Consider the following 15002-nt stretch of genomic DNA (forward strand, 5'->3'; position numbering starts at 1 on the left):
GTGGCTCGCTCGCGCTTGGGCGGTGAGCCCCGGAGCGGGCACGGGCGGCCCGGAGTGGACACGGCGGCTCCGGAGTGGTGACGACGGGCCCGGAGCGGAGACGCCGGGCCCGGAGAGCGGGCACGGCGGGCCGTGGAGCGCCGCGCGGTCACCCCTTCCCGGGTGACAGGGCGGCGTGCGGGGGACATGATCCAGCGCATGCAGCCACAGCCCCTCCCCCTCGACGGAATCACCGTCGTCGCCGTCGAGCAGGCCGTCTCGGCGCCCTTCGCGACCCGTCAACTCGCGGACCTGGGTGCCCGGGTGATCAAGATCGAGCGGATCGACGGCGGGGACTTCGCCCGCGGCTACGACACCGCGGCGGCCGGTCTCGCCTCGCACTTCGTGTGGTGCAACCGGGGCAAGGAGTCCGTCGCCCTCGACCTGAAGGACCCGCGCGGCCTCGACGTCATACGCCGTCTCGTCGCCGGCGCGGACGTCTTCGTGCAGAACCTCGCCCACGGCGCTGCGGCACGGCTCGGTCTGGACGCCGCCACGCTGTGCGCCGCGTATCCGAGGCTGGTCGCCGTGGACATCTCGGGGTACGGGCCGTCGGGGCCGTACGCCGGCAGACGCGCGTACGACATGCTCGTGCAGTGCGAGGCGGGGCTCGTGTCGGTGACGGGGACGCCGGACCGGCCGGTGAAGGCGGGGATTCCGGCCGCCGACATCGCGGCGGCCATGTACGCGTTCTCCGGGGTGCTCGCGGCGCTGGTGCGGCGCGGTACGACGGGGCGCGGAGGTCCGGTGGAGGTGTCCATGCTGGACGCGCTCGCCGAGTGGATGGGGCACCCCCTGCACCATGTGATGCACGGAGGAACTCCCCCGGCGCGCACGGGACTCGCGCACGCCGTCATCGCGCCCTACGACGCCTACCCGGCGGCGGACGGCGGACGGGTGCTGTTGTCGGTGCAGAACGACCGCGAGTGGCGGCGGCTCGCCCAACAGGTGCTGTTCCGGCCCGAGTTGGCAGACGATCCGGCGTTCGCCACGAATTCGGCACGGGTCGCGAACCGGGAGCGCACGGACGCCCTGGTGGCGAAGGCGCTGGGCGCGCTCGACGCCGACGAGGCCGTGGCCCGGCTGGAGAACGCCGGAATCGCGTGCGCGCGGCTCAGGGACGTACGGGAGGTCGCGGAGCATCCGCAACTGGCGGCGCGGGACCGCTGGCGGCAAGTGGGTTCACCGGCGGGGCCGTTGCGCGCGATGCTGCCGCCGATCACGCTGCCCGGCGGGGAGGAGTCGCACATGGGAGCGGTACCCGGACTCGGGGAGCACACGGAAGCGGTACTGCGGGGCCTGGGGCTGACGGAGGGCGACGTCGCGGAACTGCTGCGGGACGGTGTGGCTCGGTGAGGCTCGGTGAGGCTCACGAGCGGCCGGACTCCGTACCGCCGGGCCACGGGATCGCGGCGCTGAGCACAGGGAATGCCGCCTGGGGGGAAGGTGGCGGGCACGGGGGTGGCGCCGCCGGATGGAGGTGGCGGGCACGCCGACCCACGTCGTGGACGGTGACCCACGTCGTGGACAGTGACCCTCGTCAGGGACGCTGACGTTCGTCAGGCACGGCGGCGGACGCGCTGGCGCCGATCGAGTGGGCCATGGCCCGAACCCGCGCCCGGTGGCTCACCGGTCGTCGCTGCCCGCTGGGGATGACGGGCACGGAGAAGCAACGCTGCGCGGGGTCGGTGGGACCGCCGGAGCGCGGGTCGGAGACGCCGGTGCCGACCCGCTGCTCAGCGGCCGCCGAACAGCGAACGGCGCAGCCGCTTCAGCGGCGCGAAGAGCGAGACACGCCTCACTCGCGCAACCCTGCTGCTGCTGTCGTGCGCGGGGTCACGCGAGGTGAGCTCACGCATCAGCGAAGTCGCCTCGGCCGTCTCGCGCTGCGGGACGGCAGGGCCGCCCAGCACCGCCAGATGGCGGTCGAGGCGCGAGCTGGTCGCGCTGCTCCCGCACGTGATCGCAGGGACACGTGCCCTGCTGCGCACTGTTATCTGTTCCATGTCACTCCCCACCCGTACGAGTCCACCCGGCCCGGGCAGGCTAACCCTATCGCCCCCTCGTGGCACTCGTGTATCGCGGGCACAGGATTCACCTTCTCTGTAAGGGTGTTGACGATTACTCTCCGAATCCAACCGATTCCAGGGCGAGTTGGACAACTGGTGCGGTAGTGGGCTGCGCTGAGCCACCGTCGGGCTCGACGGTTACAGCGAGTGATGTCGCGGCCGGGTTCAGCTCGTCGGCGATCAGTGGCGTGTCGCCGTCGAGGAGCCCCAGGGAGCGCGGATTCTCGTTGGGGCGCATGAGCCACAGCTGGTGCACGCGCCCCCCGGACGGGGTGCCGTACCCGCTGAGTGTCACGACGGCGCGCCGCTCCGACGCGGAGGCGACCACGCCGATACCGCGCCCCTGAGCGTCCCGGTCACCGGCGGCGCGGGCGTCCGGCGCCGCGAGAACGTGGGCGATCTCACGTGCCTGGGCCCGCTCCTGGTCCAGTTGGTCCTGGGTCCGCGTCGCCTGCACGGCGAAGAGCGAGGCGACGACTAGTGCCGCGGCGGCCGTGGTGGTGGCGAACGGCGCGAGAAGCGGCCTGAAGCGTGGCGCCCGCGTGCGCTCGGGCTGGTGGAGGCCGCGGGGGCGTGGCGCGAGCTGCGGCGACGGCTCCTGCGGCGTCGTCCGTACGGCGGTCAGCACCCGGTCGCGCAGCGCGGCGGGCGCCGGTGCGGCGGTGGACCAGGCGAGGCGTACCGCGTCCTCGGTGAGCGCCCTGACCTCGGCGGCGCAGCGCGGGCAGTCCCGCAGGTGGCGTTCGAAGCGGCGGCGCTCGTCGGGTTCGAGGGCGTCGAGCGCGTAGGGGGCGGCGAGCGAGTGCGTGTCGCGGCCGAGCAGTCGGTCGAGGAGACTCATGCGGCACCTCCCAGGCAGTCGCGGAGCCTGGTCAGTCCGTCGCGCATGCGGGTCTTGACCGTGCCGAGCGGCAGCGAGAGCCGTTCGGCGACCTCACGGTAGGTGTAACCGTCGTAGTAGGCGAGGGTGACGGACTGGCGTTGCAGTGCGGTGAGCCGGTCGAGGCAGCGGCGGACCCACTCGCGTTCGAGCCCCGCCTCCACCTCCTCGGCGACCTGGTCGAAGGCGGGGTGGTGCGCGCGCTGCCCCTCCCGCTGCTCGCGCTCGCTGGCGGCGCGGGCACTGCGGACCCGGTCGACGGCCCGGCGGTGCGCGAGGGTGAGTATCCAGGAGAGGGCGCTGCCCCGCCCCGGGTCGAACCGCGCGGCGGAGCGCCAGAGTTCGAGCAGGACCTCCTGTGCCACCTCCTCCGACTGCGCGGGGTCGCGCACCACGCGGCGCACCAGCCCGAACACCGGCCCGGACACCAGTCCGTACAGCTCCTCGAATGCCTTCTGGTCGCCTCCGGCCACGAGCACCAGGAGTTCGTCCGCCTCCACCCGTTCCCCCTCTCCGGCCGCGAACGGCCCGTCCCTTCACCGACGTGTTCGAAGCGAACGCGCTCACGGATGGGTTACGGATCAGCGAACCGAAAACGCGGGTCCCCGGCGGGGCAAACGGACTCGTCGTCGTGGCGGGCCGTCGCGGAAAGAGTCCTCGCCGCTGAAACAAGCTGTGAAACCCGCCGTAAGAACGTTTGGGATTCGACCAATCCAGTCCGGCGACCGCTCCGAATGGCGTGCGTCAGGCAATCGGGACGTGAGGACGGACGGCAATGACACCTATCACCAGGAGTGGCGCGGGACGCAGGAGTCTCGCGACCCTCGTCTGTGGTGCGCTGGCCGCCGGGGGGCTCGCAGCCGCCGGCGTGACCTTGTTGGAACCGGGGGCGGCCGCCGCCTCCAGCCACCGGGAGGCCCCGCTCATCTCGGGGGCTCCGCAGTACGACAACACGGACGTGTACGCGTTCGTGAGCCCGGACAAACCGGATACGACGACCATCGTCGCCAACTGGATCCCCTTCGAGGAACCGGCCGGCGGACCGAACTTCTTCACGTTCGCCGAGGACGCCCAGTACGACATCCACATCGACAACAACGGTGACGCGCAGGGCGAGTTGCTCTACCGCTACACCTTCAAGACGCACGTCAAGAACGGCGACACCTTCCTCTACAACACGGGTGCGGTCGAGAGTCTCGACGACCCGGACCTCAACATCACGCAGACGTACGACATCGATCTGCTGCGGCTGAAGAACCAGCGGCTGGTGTCGAAGACGAAGGTCGCCGACGACGTGCCGGTGGCGCCGTCGAACGTCGGCAAGGCGTCGATGCCGGACTACGGCAAGCTGCGCGACCAGGCGGTCCACAAGCTCGCGGGCGGCTCGACGACCTTCGCCGGTCAGGCCGACGACCCGTTCTTCCTGGATCTGCGGGTCTTCGACCTGCTGTACGGCGGGAACCTGTCCGAGGTCGGGCGGGACACGCTCAAGGGCTACAACGTCAACTCGATAGCCCTGCAGGTGCCGAGCCACATGATCCAGGAGTCGGCGGAGCAGCCCATCGTCGGCATCTGGTCCACCACTCAGCGCAAGGACGCGCGCGGTCACTGGACGCAGGTCTCCCGGCTCGGCATGCCGCTGGTGAACGAGGTCGTCAACCCGATCAAGGACAAGGACAAGTTCAACGCGTCCTCACCCTGGAACGACGGCGACTTCCTGAAGAACGTGACCAACCCCGAACTGCCCAAGCTCATCGAGGCGATCTACAAGATCCCGGCGCCGACGGAGCCGCGCAACGACCTCGTCGACGTGTTCCTGAAGGGTGTGGAGGGCCTCAACCAGCCGCCGAACGTCACCCCGGCGGAGGAGCTGCGGCTCAACACCTCGATCGAGCCGGTCGCCAAGCCCAAGCGGCTCGGTGTGCTGGACGGCGACACCGCGGGCTTCCCGAACGGGCGCCGGCTCAGTGACGACGTGCTCGACATCGCGCTCCAGGTCGTCGAGGGCGAACTGGTCGGCTCCAAGAACGACCTGGGCGACGCCGTCGACAAGAACGACAAGAAGTTCGGCCACTCCTTCCCGTACCTGGCCGAGCCGACCTCGGGTTCACGTGGTCCGCTCGCCAAGGGAACGAGCGGCGGGACCGACGTGCGCAGCCAGTTGGGCGACGCGTTGCAGCCCACCGGGACCTCCGGTGAGTCCGACACGATGCTGATCGCGGCCTCCGCGGCGGCGGGCGCGGCCGGCTTCCTGCTGATCGGCACCGGCCTCATGTGGTGGCGCCGCCGGATGCACGACCGGGCCTACTGACCGGGCTCGCGGATCCGCGGCCGGGCCACCACTGACCCGGTCGCGGATCAGCGCCGGGCACCCCCACCACCGTGCATCCCACCGCCGGGCACCCCACGGCCCGGCCCACCGACTGGCGCGGCCCGCGCGTACTCGTCCCCCACGGCGTGGGCCGCGCCACCCCGCCCCCGCAACGACCGTTCGCAACAAGGACTTTGAGGAGAGGGCATGCCCCCGCGTACGAACGACGGCGCACCGGAGAGCGAGCGCGGCGACGGCCCTGTCCACCGCACCGAGACGCCCGGGTCCGACGCGTCCACGCCGAAGGCTTCCCGGTCCGAGGCGGAACCCACGGGCCGGTCGGAGCCCAACGCCGAGGCGGAGCCAACGGAGCAGTCGGAGCCCAACGCCGAGGCCGAGCCAACGGACCAGGCGGAGCCCACCGCCGAGACCGAGCCCCGGCCCGAAGCAGAGCCCCAGCCCGAGGCGGACGCGCCGGACCCGGTATCCGCAGACGCGTCCGTCGACGGACCCGGTGACATCGCCGACCCGCGTGTCGCCGCCGTCCGGCGGCTTTCGGAGTCCGGCAGGCGCTGGCGGGCGGCCCAACTCGCTTTCTGTGCGACCGCGTTGGCCGTGGCTCTCACCGCCGGGGCCATCGTGACCGGCGCCCTGCGGGACGACGGCGGAGCGGCCGGCGTGGCGGTCGCCGCCGGGGTGTCCCCGCAGCTGCTCGCCGGCGGGGACCTCGACGCGGGCATCTCCTCGCTGCAGGCCCATCTCCGTTCCCAGCCGCAGGACTTCGGGAGCTGGTCGACGCTCGGACTCGCCTACATCGAGCAGGCCCGCACGATGGGCGACCCCTCGCGGTACCCACAGGCGCAGCAGGCACTCGACCGGTCCCTGCGGCTGCGCCCGGACAACGACCCCGCGCTCGCGGGCCGCGCCGCCCTGGCCGCCGCGCGGCACGACTTCACCGGCGCCCTGAAGTACGCGGAGCTGGCGCTGAAGCAGAATCCGTACAGCGAACGCGCCCTCGCCACGCGCATCGACGCCCTCGTCGAACTGGGCCGCTACCAGGACGCCGCGAAGGCCGCCGACACTGCCGACTCACGCCGACCGGGCGTCCCCGTCTTCACCCGGTACGCCTACGTCCAGGAGCTGCGCGGCGACGTGAAGACCGCCCGCCGTGTCCTGGAGCAGGCGCTGGACACGGCGACCACGCGCGGCGACGTCACCTACGTGGCCTCCGCGCTCGGTCAACTCGCCTGGAACCAGGGCGAGTACGACGAGGCGCTCACCTACTACGCCCGCGCGCTCGCCGCCGACGACACCTACCTCCCGGCGCTGGAGGGCCGCGCCCGCACCCAGGCCGCCCAGGGTGACGACGCGGCGGCGATCACCGGCATGGAACAGGTCGTGGAGCGCTATCCGCTGCCCCAACCGCTCGTCGAGCTGGGCGAGTTGTACGAGGCGCGCGGCGAGGAGGGCGACGCGGAGAAGGCCCGCGACCAGTACGCCCTGGTGGACGCGTGGGTGTCGCTGGCCCGCGCCAACGGCGTCAACGCCGACCTGGACACCGCGCTGGCCGCCGCCGACCACGGTGACCGGAAGGCCGCGCTGAAGGCGGCCCGCGCCGAGTGGGACCGCCGGCACACCGTGCACACCGCAGACGCCCTCGCCTGGGCGCTGCACGTCGACGGCCAGGACGAGGAGGCCCTGCCGTACGCCCGCGAAGCGACCGCCACCGGCTATCGCAACGCCTCCTTCCTCTACCACCGCGGCATGATCGAGCGCGCCACCGGCCACGAGAAGGAGGCCCGCGCCTCCCTGAACTCGGCCCACGGCCTGAACCCGGGCTTCTCGCCGCTCGGCGCCGCGCAGGCCCGCGAGGCTCTGGAGGCCGTCAAGTGACGCGTATCCGCCGCGTGTTCGGCTCCTGCGCGGCCGTCCTCGCCGCCGCCTGCGCGCTCGTCCTCGTCCCCTCCGGACAGGCGAGCGCCCACCCGCTCGGCAACTTCACCGTGAACCGTTACGACGGCCTGGTCGTCGCGCCCGGCCTGCTCGGCGTCGACCACGTCGAGGACCTCGCCGAGATCCCCGCCACCCAGGCCGGGCCGCGGATCAAGGAGCTCGGCCTGACCGCCTGGGCCCGGGAGCGGTGCGAGAGCGCCGCGCGGGACAGCAGGGTGGCCGTCGGCGGCGACGAGGTCCCGCTCACCGTCGGCACGAGCGTCGCGCGGGTGCGGCCCGGGCAAGCGGGCTTGGACACCCTGCGCGTGGAGTGCCGGTTGACGGCGAAGCTCCCCCGACAGGACGCCATGGACATCGGGTTCCGGGGAGCGGGGGCCGACAAGGGGCCCGGCTGGCGGGAGATCACCGCCCGGGGCGACCGGATGACGCTGGACTCCTCGGACGTACCGCGGGAGTCGGTGTCCCGGCAGCTCACCGAGTACCCGCGGGAACTGCTCTCCTCGCCGGCCGACACCGCGTCCGCGTCCCTGCGGGTGCGGGCCGGTGGGCCCGCCCTGGTCGACAACGACCGTGCCGCGCCCGCCGATTCGGTCCTCCCGCGCGGCGCCGACCGCTGGACGCGCGCCCTCGACTCCCTGGTGGCCCGGCACGACCTGACCGTCGGTTTCGCCGCTCTCGCGCTGCTCATCGCGGTGGGTCTCGGTGCCATGCACGCGCTCGCGCCGGGCCACGGCAAGACGCTGATGGCGGCGACGGCCGCCGCCCGTGGGGGCCGGGCGGGCCTGCGTGACGTACTGCCGCTCGCCGCCTCGGTGACGGTCACCCACACGCTGGGGGTGGTCGCGCTCGGTCTCATGATCACGGCCGGTTCGGCCGCAGCGCCCTCCGTGATCGCCTGGCTGGGCGTCACCAGCGGGCTCCTGGTGACGCTGGCGGGCGCCACCCTCGTACGCCGTGCCTGGCGCAACCGGTCGCCCGGCCAAGGGCACTCCCCCGGACCCGCGCCCACGCACGACCACGGGGACGACCACCCGCACGACCACGGCCACGGCCACGGCCACGGCCACGGCCACCCGCACGATCACGCGCACGGCCACGGTCACGGTCACCCGCACGCCGAGAACCACGACCACACGCACACGGAGCACCCGCACGACCACGAACACCCGCACGAACACCCGCACTCGGAGCAGCGCGAGCGTCACCTGGTGCTCGCGCACGCCCACGCGTCCACGGCGGTGGCCACCCGCAAGGCATCCCCTGCCCGCCCGCGTGCGACCGTCCCCCAGCCGAACCGGACGCCCCGTCTCCTCGAACACACCCACGGCGGCTTCACCCACACCCACCCCACCGCCCCCACTCTGCGCGGCACGATCCTGCTCGGCTTCGCCGGGGGGCTGGTGCCCAGTCCGTCCGCCGTGGTCGTCCTGGTGGGCGCCGCGGCCCTGGGGCAGGCCTGGTTCGGGCTGCTCCTCGTCCTCGCGTACGGCGTCGGGCTCGCCCTGACGCTCACGGCGGCCGGGTTCGCCGTCGTGAAGCTGGGCGACGGCGTGAACCGGGCGCTGGAACGGCGCCCGCGGTGGGCGGGCGGCCCCGTGGTGACCCTGCTGCGCGGGACGGCACCGCTGGCATCGGCGTTGGTGGTCGTCGCCCTTGGGGCTGGATTGGTGTTCAGGGGGGCGGCATCCGTACTCGGCTGAGTTACTTTTGGGAGGAAATCACGCGGATGCGCGGCGGATACGAATGGGGGGACACCCGTGTCCGAGGGGCAGAGCGGTGAACGTGTGATCGCGGGGCGCTACCGGCTGCTGTCGCCGCTGGGCGAGGGCGGCATGGGCACGGTGTGGCGTGCCCGCGACGAGGTGCTCCAGCGCGAGGTCGCGGTGAAGGAGGTCCGCGCGCCCGGCGGGATCCCGGCGTACGACGCGGAGCGGATGTACGCGCGGCTGGAGCGCGAGGCGTGGGCGGCGGCCCGCATCACGAACCACAACGTGGTCACGGTGTACGACGTGGCCACCGACGACGGCCGCCCGTGGATCGTGATGGAGCTGATCCGGGGCATCGCCCTCTCCGATCTGCTGGACGCGGAGGGGCCGCTCCCGCCGCGACGGGCCGCGCACATCGGCGTCGAGGTGCTCGCCGCGCTGCGGGCCGCGCACGAGGCCGGGGTGCTGCACCGCGACGTGAAGCCGGGCAACGTCCTGATGTCGAACGACGGCAGGATCGTGCTGACGGACTTCGGGATCGCCATGGTCGAGGGCAGTTCCGCGCTGACCATGACCGGCGAGGTCATCGGCTCGCCCGAATTCCTCGCCCCCGAACGGGCGTTGGGCCGTACCCCCGGGCCCGAGTCGGACCTGTGGTCGCTCGGCGTGCTGCTGTACGCGGCGGTCGAGGGCAACTCGCCCTTCCGGCAGAACACTCCGCTCAGCACCCTGCGGGCCATCGTCGACGAGCCGTTGCCGCCGCCGCACCGGGCGGGCCCGCTCGGGCCGGTCATCGAAGGGCTGCTGGCCAAGGACCCGGCCGAGCGCCTGAGTTCCGAGCGGGCCGAGCACGACCTGCGGATCGTCGCGGCCGGCGGCACCCTCGCCGCCGCGGGTTTCGGGCCGCCGCCCGTGATCCCCGAGGCGCCTACGCTCGCCGCCTTCCCGCGGTCTCCTTCCGGTCCGACACCGGCGATGCCGTACCGGCCGGCCGACGCCACCGTCGCCTCGGCCGGCGGCGCGGCGGAGCCCGACCGCAACCGCCGTGCCGCCGTCGTCCTGATCGCGGGGATGGTGGCCCTCGCACTGGCGCTGGGAGGGCTGACGTACGCGCTGCTGAACCGTGACAAGGGTGGCGACGGCGCGGACAAGGTCAGCAGTGGCGACACGAACAACGGCGCGGGCGGGGCGAGTTCGGACACGGGTGACGACGATGACGGCGGCGGCGACCCGGGTGCGAGCACCCGGAGCCCCTCCTCCACCGCGTCGCCCGGTGAGAGCCGCACGACCACGGCGCCGCCCGCGCAGTTCGTGCGGGTGACGGTCGCGGGGGCGCACACCGAGTACTCCGGCGCTTGTCCGCCTCCGGACGCGCAGGCGCCCACGTTCACGGCGACGTTCACGGTCGGGCGGGTGCCCGCGGAGGTCGCGTACCGCTGGGTGACGAAGACCGGTCAGGTGTCCGACCCGGGCTGGAAGACCCTGTCGTTCCCCGCGAGCGGCGGCAGGACCCGGCAGGTGACGGTCGTGGTGACGACGTACGACGAGTCGGGGACGTACGAGAACGAGATCGGTGTGGAGGTCCGCGGTCCCGTGCACGTGCGGTCCAACTCGGTGCCGTTCACGGTGGCCTGCGTGACACAGAGCCCGACCGGCGAGGCTTCCGCCTCCGCCTCCGCGTCTCCTTAGGCGCCGTCCGGCCGCGCACTCCGCACCGGCGGGGTGCGGCCCGGACAGCGCCCAGGTCGGGTCAGGCCAGGCCGTTGAAGACCGGCAGGTAGCCGCCGGACTGTCCGGACGCCGTCGGGTGGTAGGACTCACCGATGTTCAGCAGGTTCAGGCTGTGCAGCCATGCGCTGCCCGAGCAGATCTCGTGGCCGGTGAAGGTGCCCCTGACGTCGCCGAAGGTGAAGCCGTGGTCGGCGGCACGCTTGGCGATCGCGCTGTTCAGGTAGTCGGCGGCGCCGTTGATAGCGGCTCGCTCGGCCTCCGAGAGACCGGTCAGGCAGCTGCCGTTGAGCTTGTAGAAGCGGGGGTATCCCAGGACGGCCACATGGGCGGACGGGGCCTTCGCGCTGATCGCCGAGTAGACGGTGTCGAGCTTGCCGGGGAGTGTCGAGTCGACGTACGCCCGCGCGGTGGCGATCCGCGCGAGGCAGGAGCTCTCGGACTGGAGCACACACGTCGTCATGACGTCGGCGAAGCCCGCGTCGTTGCCTCCGACGCTGACGGAGACGAGGCCGGTGGTGGAGTTGAGAGGGGTCAACTGGTTGGCGACGACATCACCCGTACGAGCGCCGGAGCAAGCCGTGAAACTGAACGACGAGGGTGAATTGGCGGCCGCCCAGAGGTAGGGGTACGCCTTCGTGCTGCGCTTGCAGTCGCCGCTGGAGCTGATGTAGCTGCCCGCACCGACGCCCGAGGAGTAGGAGTCGCCCAGGGCCACATAGCCGGTGGCCGCAAGGGCTGGGGACGCCTGCGCCGTCGCCGCGCCGGTCAGGGCAGCACCGACGGCGAGGAGGAGTGAGGTCACGTATGCCGTAATTCGGGAACGTCTCATGGAACCTCCGTTTAGCAGGATCTCTGCCATAACTTTCGTACCAGCTACGCGTGTTGACAGGAAGTGTCCATGCCAGAACTTTCGGGCCCTTTCCGGGCTCCACCCTGTGTGTTCACCATGAATTTGATTGCGTGCTCATGACAGAGTCGTGACAAGGTCCCAACTCCCTTGAGCCGCCGGGGGAGATCACCGAGTCTTTACCCGGGCCCCGAGTGGAACGCGACACTCCGGGCTGTGCGCCGATCACCGCGCACCCCCACACAGCGCGCGCCCCACCCAGGCGCCGCCGCCCGAGGAGGACTCCCTCGTAATGGCACAACTGCGTAGCAAGAAGATCAGGATCGCCGCGATAACCACCGTGGCGACCGCCGCCCTCGTGGGCGGCCTCACCGCACTCCCCGCCCAGGCCGCCCCGGCGACGGGCACGGTCCTGGCCGCCGGCTCCCCCACAGCCGTCAAGGACAGCTACATCGTCACGCTCAAGAAGACCGCCGGCTTCAAGGCTTCCTCCAGCGAGGGCAAGGGCCTGATCAGCGAGTACGGCGGCACGGTGAGGAAGACGTTCGGCGCCGCGCTGAACGGCTACACCGCCACGCTCTCGGCCCAGGAGGCCGCGAGACTCGCCGCCGACCCGGCCGTCGCCACGGTCGAGCAGAACCAGACGGTGCACGTCACCGACACCACGCAGACCAGCGCCCCCTGGGGCCTGGACCGCATCGACCAGGCGGCGCTGCCGCTCTCCACCACGTACACCTACCCCGACACGGCGGGCTCCGGGGTGACCGCGTACGTCATCGACACCGGCGTACGCATCACACACACCCAGATCGCCGGACGCGCCACCAACGGCTACGACGCCGTCGACGGCGACACCGTGGCGCAGGACGGCAACGGCCACGGCACCCATGTGGCCACCACCATCGCGGGCTCGACCTACGGCGTCGCCAAGAAGGCGAAGATCGTGGCGGTCCGGGTGCTCGACAACGCCGGCTCGGGCACCACCGCGGGCGTCATCGCGGGCATCAACTGGGTGACCAGCAACCACAGCGGTCCCTCGGTCGCCAACCTGTCCCTCGGCGGTGGCGCCTCCACCACGCTGGACACGGCCGTGGCGAACTCCATAGCGAGCGGCGTGACCTACGCGGTCGCGGCGGGCAACAGCAGCGCCAACGCCTCCTCGTACTCCCCCGCCCGGGTCGCCGCCGCGATCACGGTCGGCGCCACCACCAGCACGGACGCCAGGGCCAGTTACTCCAACTACGGCTCGGTCCTGGACATCTTCGCCCCCGGCTCCTCGATCATCGCCGGGTACAACACCAGCGACACCGCCACCGCCACGCTCTCGGGTACGTCGATGGCCACGCCGCACGTCGCGGGCGCGGCCGCCGTCTACCTCGCGGGCCACACCTCCGCCACCCCGGCGCAGGTCTCCACCGCCCTGGTGAACGGCGCCACGTCCAACGTGGTCACCAGCCCCGGCACCGGCTCACCGAACAAGCTCCTCAAGATCGTCCCGTAGCACCCCGGCGGGCTCCCCAACTCGCCTGACCCGTACGGCAGTTCCCCGGAAGCGGACGCGCTTTCGGGGAACTGGTGTCTCCGTGCGGAGGTGAGTCCTGCGAACAGCTTCCGCATCTTGACGGCCCGCCGTACGCTGCGCGACATTGAAGCCCGGCATCCGGCGCTTCGGGGGGCAAAGTCGCCAATGCAGACCATACGACGCATCAGGACATCTACGTCAGACAGCACGCAGGAGACGGGGCGGGATCCGGGGAGGGACCTGCTGCCGCTGCTCGGGGGCGCCGCGACCGTCGTCGCGGTGGTCGGCGCGGTGCTCGCGCTCGCCGACGTGGAGTCGCCGCTGCGCGCTCCGTTCACCCTGTTCTTCCTGCTCGCCGCGCCGTCGACGGCCGTCGCCGCCGCGTTGCGCGGCCTCGAACCCTTCAGCCGGCTGCTGGTGTCGGTCGCCGCGGCAGTGGCCGTCAACATGCTGGTGGCCCAAGGCATGCTGGCCCTGCACCAGTGGTCGACGACCGGGGGCATCGTGGCCGTGACCGCGATCAGCACTCTCACGCTCCTGCTGGCGTCGGTACGGCGCACGCACGGCCGTACCGCCGGAGAGCGATCCGGAAAGCGGGACTCCTGACGTGGACATCAGCGTGTACCGCCCCGGTGAGCTGACCGCCGCCGACCGGGCGACATGGACCGCCTTCCAGGCGAAGGCCCATCTGAACGGCTCGCCCGAACTGGCGAACCCCTTCCTGTCCCCCGAGTTCACGCTCGCGGCGGGCCGCTGCCGGCGCGGCGTGCGGATCGCGGTGGTCCGGGAGGACGGCGAGGGAGTGGCCTACTTCCCGTTCCAGCGCACCGGCACCGGCATCGGCCGCGCCGTCGGCCTCGGCGTCTCCGACTGCCAGGGGATCGTGCACCGGCCCGGCTTCACCTGGGACGCCCGGGAACTGCTGCGGGCCTGCGGGCTCGCCGTGTGGGAGTTCGACCATCTGGTGGAAGGACAGGAGCCGTTCGGGGCGGGAGCCTCCGGCACCTTCCCCTCCCCGGTCATCGACGTCGACCAGGGCTACGAGACGTATCTGCGCCAACTGCGCGAGCGCTCGCCGAAGTTCACGAAGTCGACGCTGGCCAAGGAGCGCAGGCTCGGCCGGGACTTCGACGGCATGCGCTACGTCCACGACGAGCGCGATCCCGAGGCACTGCGCACCCTGATGGGCTGGAAGTCGGCGCAGTACCGCAGGACCGGGCGCAGCGACCGCTTCGCGCACCCCTGGATCAGCCGGCTGGTGGAGCAGCTCTTCCACACCCGCTCCGGGCAGTTCGCGGGGATCCTGTCGGTGCTGTACGCGGAAGGCCGGCCGGTGGCCGCGCATTTCGGGCTGCGCTCCGAGCGGGTGCTCGCCTGCTGGTTCCCGGCGTACGATCCGGCGTTCTCGAAATACTCGCCCGGCCTGATCCTGCATTTGCGGATGGCCGAGGCCGCCGCCGCCGACGGAATCGCCTATCTGGATCTTGGGCGCGGCCAGAAGGAATACAAGGACTCCCTGAAGACACGGGAACTCACCGTTTCCGAGGGGTGGGTGACTCGACGTCACCCGATCGCCATCGGACACAGAGCGCGCCGCGCGCCGGTCCGGGCACTGCGCAATGCGGTGCTGGCAAGGCCGGAACTGTTCGAACCGGTCGACAGGATACTCAAACGGGTGGGCAAGATCCGTTCGAGGGGTTAGGTAACGGTCAAACCAACAAAAACGTGAGGCCTCGTTCCAGGTCTTGCCATACGGTCTCATTCATCAATACCGTCGTACATCTCACCCGCATCGGTTCATCAACGTATATGCGATCTAGGGGAGGGCTCAAGATCGCGACGATGGCCCGGGGCGGGGCGCGGTAGGGGGGTGCCGTGCTCGGTGACCAGTTGTGCCGAGTCGTCCGCGCGCCCGGCTTCCGATTCCGGAAGCCGGCAGTTTTG

The 15002-nt window shown here is 71.8% G+C and carries 12 protein-coding genes; 8 read left to right on the forward strand and 4 right to left on the reverse strand.

Translation table 11 applies throughout. From position 1 onward, the window contains the following. Positions 1-198: 198 nt before the first annotated feature. Positions 199-1395 (forward strand): CaiB/BaiF CoA transferase family protein, encoded by a 1197-nt coding sequence (locus ACIP79_RS37975; RefSeq protein ID WP_401231338.1) that lies wholly within the window; start codon positions 199-201, stop codon positions 1393-1395. Between the two features lie 380 nt (positions 1396-1775). Here ACIP79_RS37975 and ACIP79_RS37980 read toward each other — a convergent pair whose 3' ends face one another. From ACIP79_RS37980 to ACIP79_RS37990, 3 genes are all read right to left on the reverse strand, one after another. Further along, positions 1776-2045, reverse strand: coding sequence for a hypothetical protein (locus ACIP79_RS37980; protein WP_401231341.1), 270 nt, complete (start codon positions 2043-2045; stop codon positions 1776-1778). A gap of 115 nt (positions 2046-2160) precedes the next feature. Then, the gene (locus ACIP79_RS37985; protein WP_401231343.1) at positions 2161-2949 is read right to left on the reverse strand and encodes an anti-sigma factor domain-containing protein; all 789 of its coding nucleotides are present in this window, start codon (positions 2947-2949) and stop codon (positions 2161-2163) included. Next, positions 2946-3488 (reverse strand): sigma-70 family RNA polymerase sigma factor, encoded by a 543-nt coding sequence (locus ACIP79_RS37990; protein ID WP_383683310.1) that lies wholly within the window; start codon positions 3486-3488, stop codon positions 2946-2948. Before ACIP79_RS37990 ends, ACIP79_RS37985 begins: the two co-directional genes overlap by 4 nt. Before the next feature lie 275 nt (positions 3489-3763). Between ACIP79_RS37990 and ACIP79_RS37995 the strand changes: the two genes are divergently transcribed. The 4 genes from ACIP79_RS37995 (at position 3764) to ACIP79_RS38010 (ending at position 10647) form a co-directional block, all read left to right on the forward strand. Continuing rightward, a complete protein-coding gene (locus ACIP79_RS37995; protein WP_401231347.1) occupies positions 3764-5299 on the forward strand; it encodes a DUF4331 domain-containing protein in 1536 nt (511 codons plus the stop codon). Positions 5300-5506: 207 nt separating this feature from the next. Then, the gene (locus ACIP79_RS38000) at positions 5507-7192 is read left to right on the forward strand and encodes a hypothetical protein (RefSeq protein WP_401231350.1); all 1686 of its coding nucleotides are present in this window, start codon (positions 5507-5509) and stop codon (positions 7190-7192) included. Further along, positions 7189-8952, forward strand: coding sequence for a sulfite exporter TauE/SafE family protein (locus tag ACIP79_RS38005; RefSeq protein ID WP_401231353.1), 1764 nt, complete (start codon positions 7189-7191; stop codon positions 8950-8952). The genes ACIP79_RS38000 and ACIP79_RS38005 overlap by 4 nt, the downstream gene beginning before the upstream one ends. Positions 8953-9009: 57 nt before the next feature. Then, a complete protein-coding gene (locus ACIP79_RS38010) occupies positions 9010-10647 on the forward strand; it encodes a serine/threonine-protein kinase (protein WP_401231355.1) in 1638 nt (545 codons plus the stop codon). Positions 10648-10708: 61 nt separating this feature from the next. On the opposite strand, the gene ACIP79_RS38015 is transcribed toward ACIP79_RS38010, so the two are convergent. Beyond that, positions 10709-11518: an SGNH/GDSL hydrolase family protein gene (locus ACIP79_RS38015; protein WP_383684334.1), complete on the reverse strand. Its 810-nt coding sequence runs from the start codon at positions 11516-11518 to the stop codon at positions 10709-10711. A 310-nt stretch (positions 11519-11828) separates the two neighbouring features. Here ACIP79_RS38015 and ACIP79_RS38020 point away from each other — a divergent pair, with 310 nt between their 5' ends. The 3 genes from ACIP79_RS38020 to ACIP79_RS38030 all read left to right on the forward strand — a co-directional run bounded on the left by ACIP79_RS38020 (position 11829) and on the right by ACIP79_RS38030 (position 14760). Continuing rightward, positions 11829-13037 carry a S8 family peptidase gene (locus ACIP79_RS38020; protein WP_387186868.1) on the forward strand — a complete coding sequence of 403 codons (1209 nt, stop codon included), beginning with the start codon at positions 11829-11831 and terminating at the stop codon, positions 13035-13037. 186 nt (positions 13038-13223) lie between these two features. Further along, positions 13224-13664, forward strand: coding sequence for a hypothetical protein (locus tag ACIP79_RS38025; RefSeq protein ID WP_401231360.1), 441 nt, complete (start codon positions 13224-13226; stop codon positions 13662-13664). 1 nt (position 13665) lies between these two features. Further along, positions 13666-14760, forward strand: coding sequence for a GNAT family N-acetyltransferase (locus tag ACIP79_RS38030; RefSeq protein WP_401231363.1), 1095 nt, complete (start codon positions 13666-13668; stop codon positions 14758-14760). The last annotated feature ends 242 nt before the right edge of the window (positions 14761-15002 follow it).

The organism is Streptomyces sp. NPDC088747 (genome assembly GCF_044751025.1).
Classification (GTDB): Bacteria; Actinomycetota; Actinomycetes; order Streptomycetales; family Streptomycetaceae; genus Streptomyces.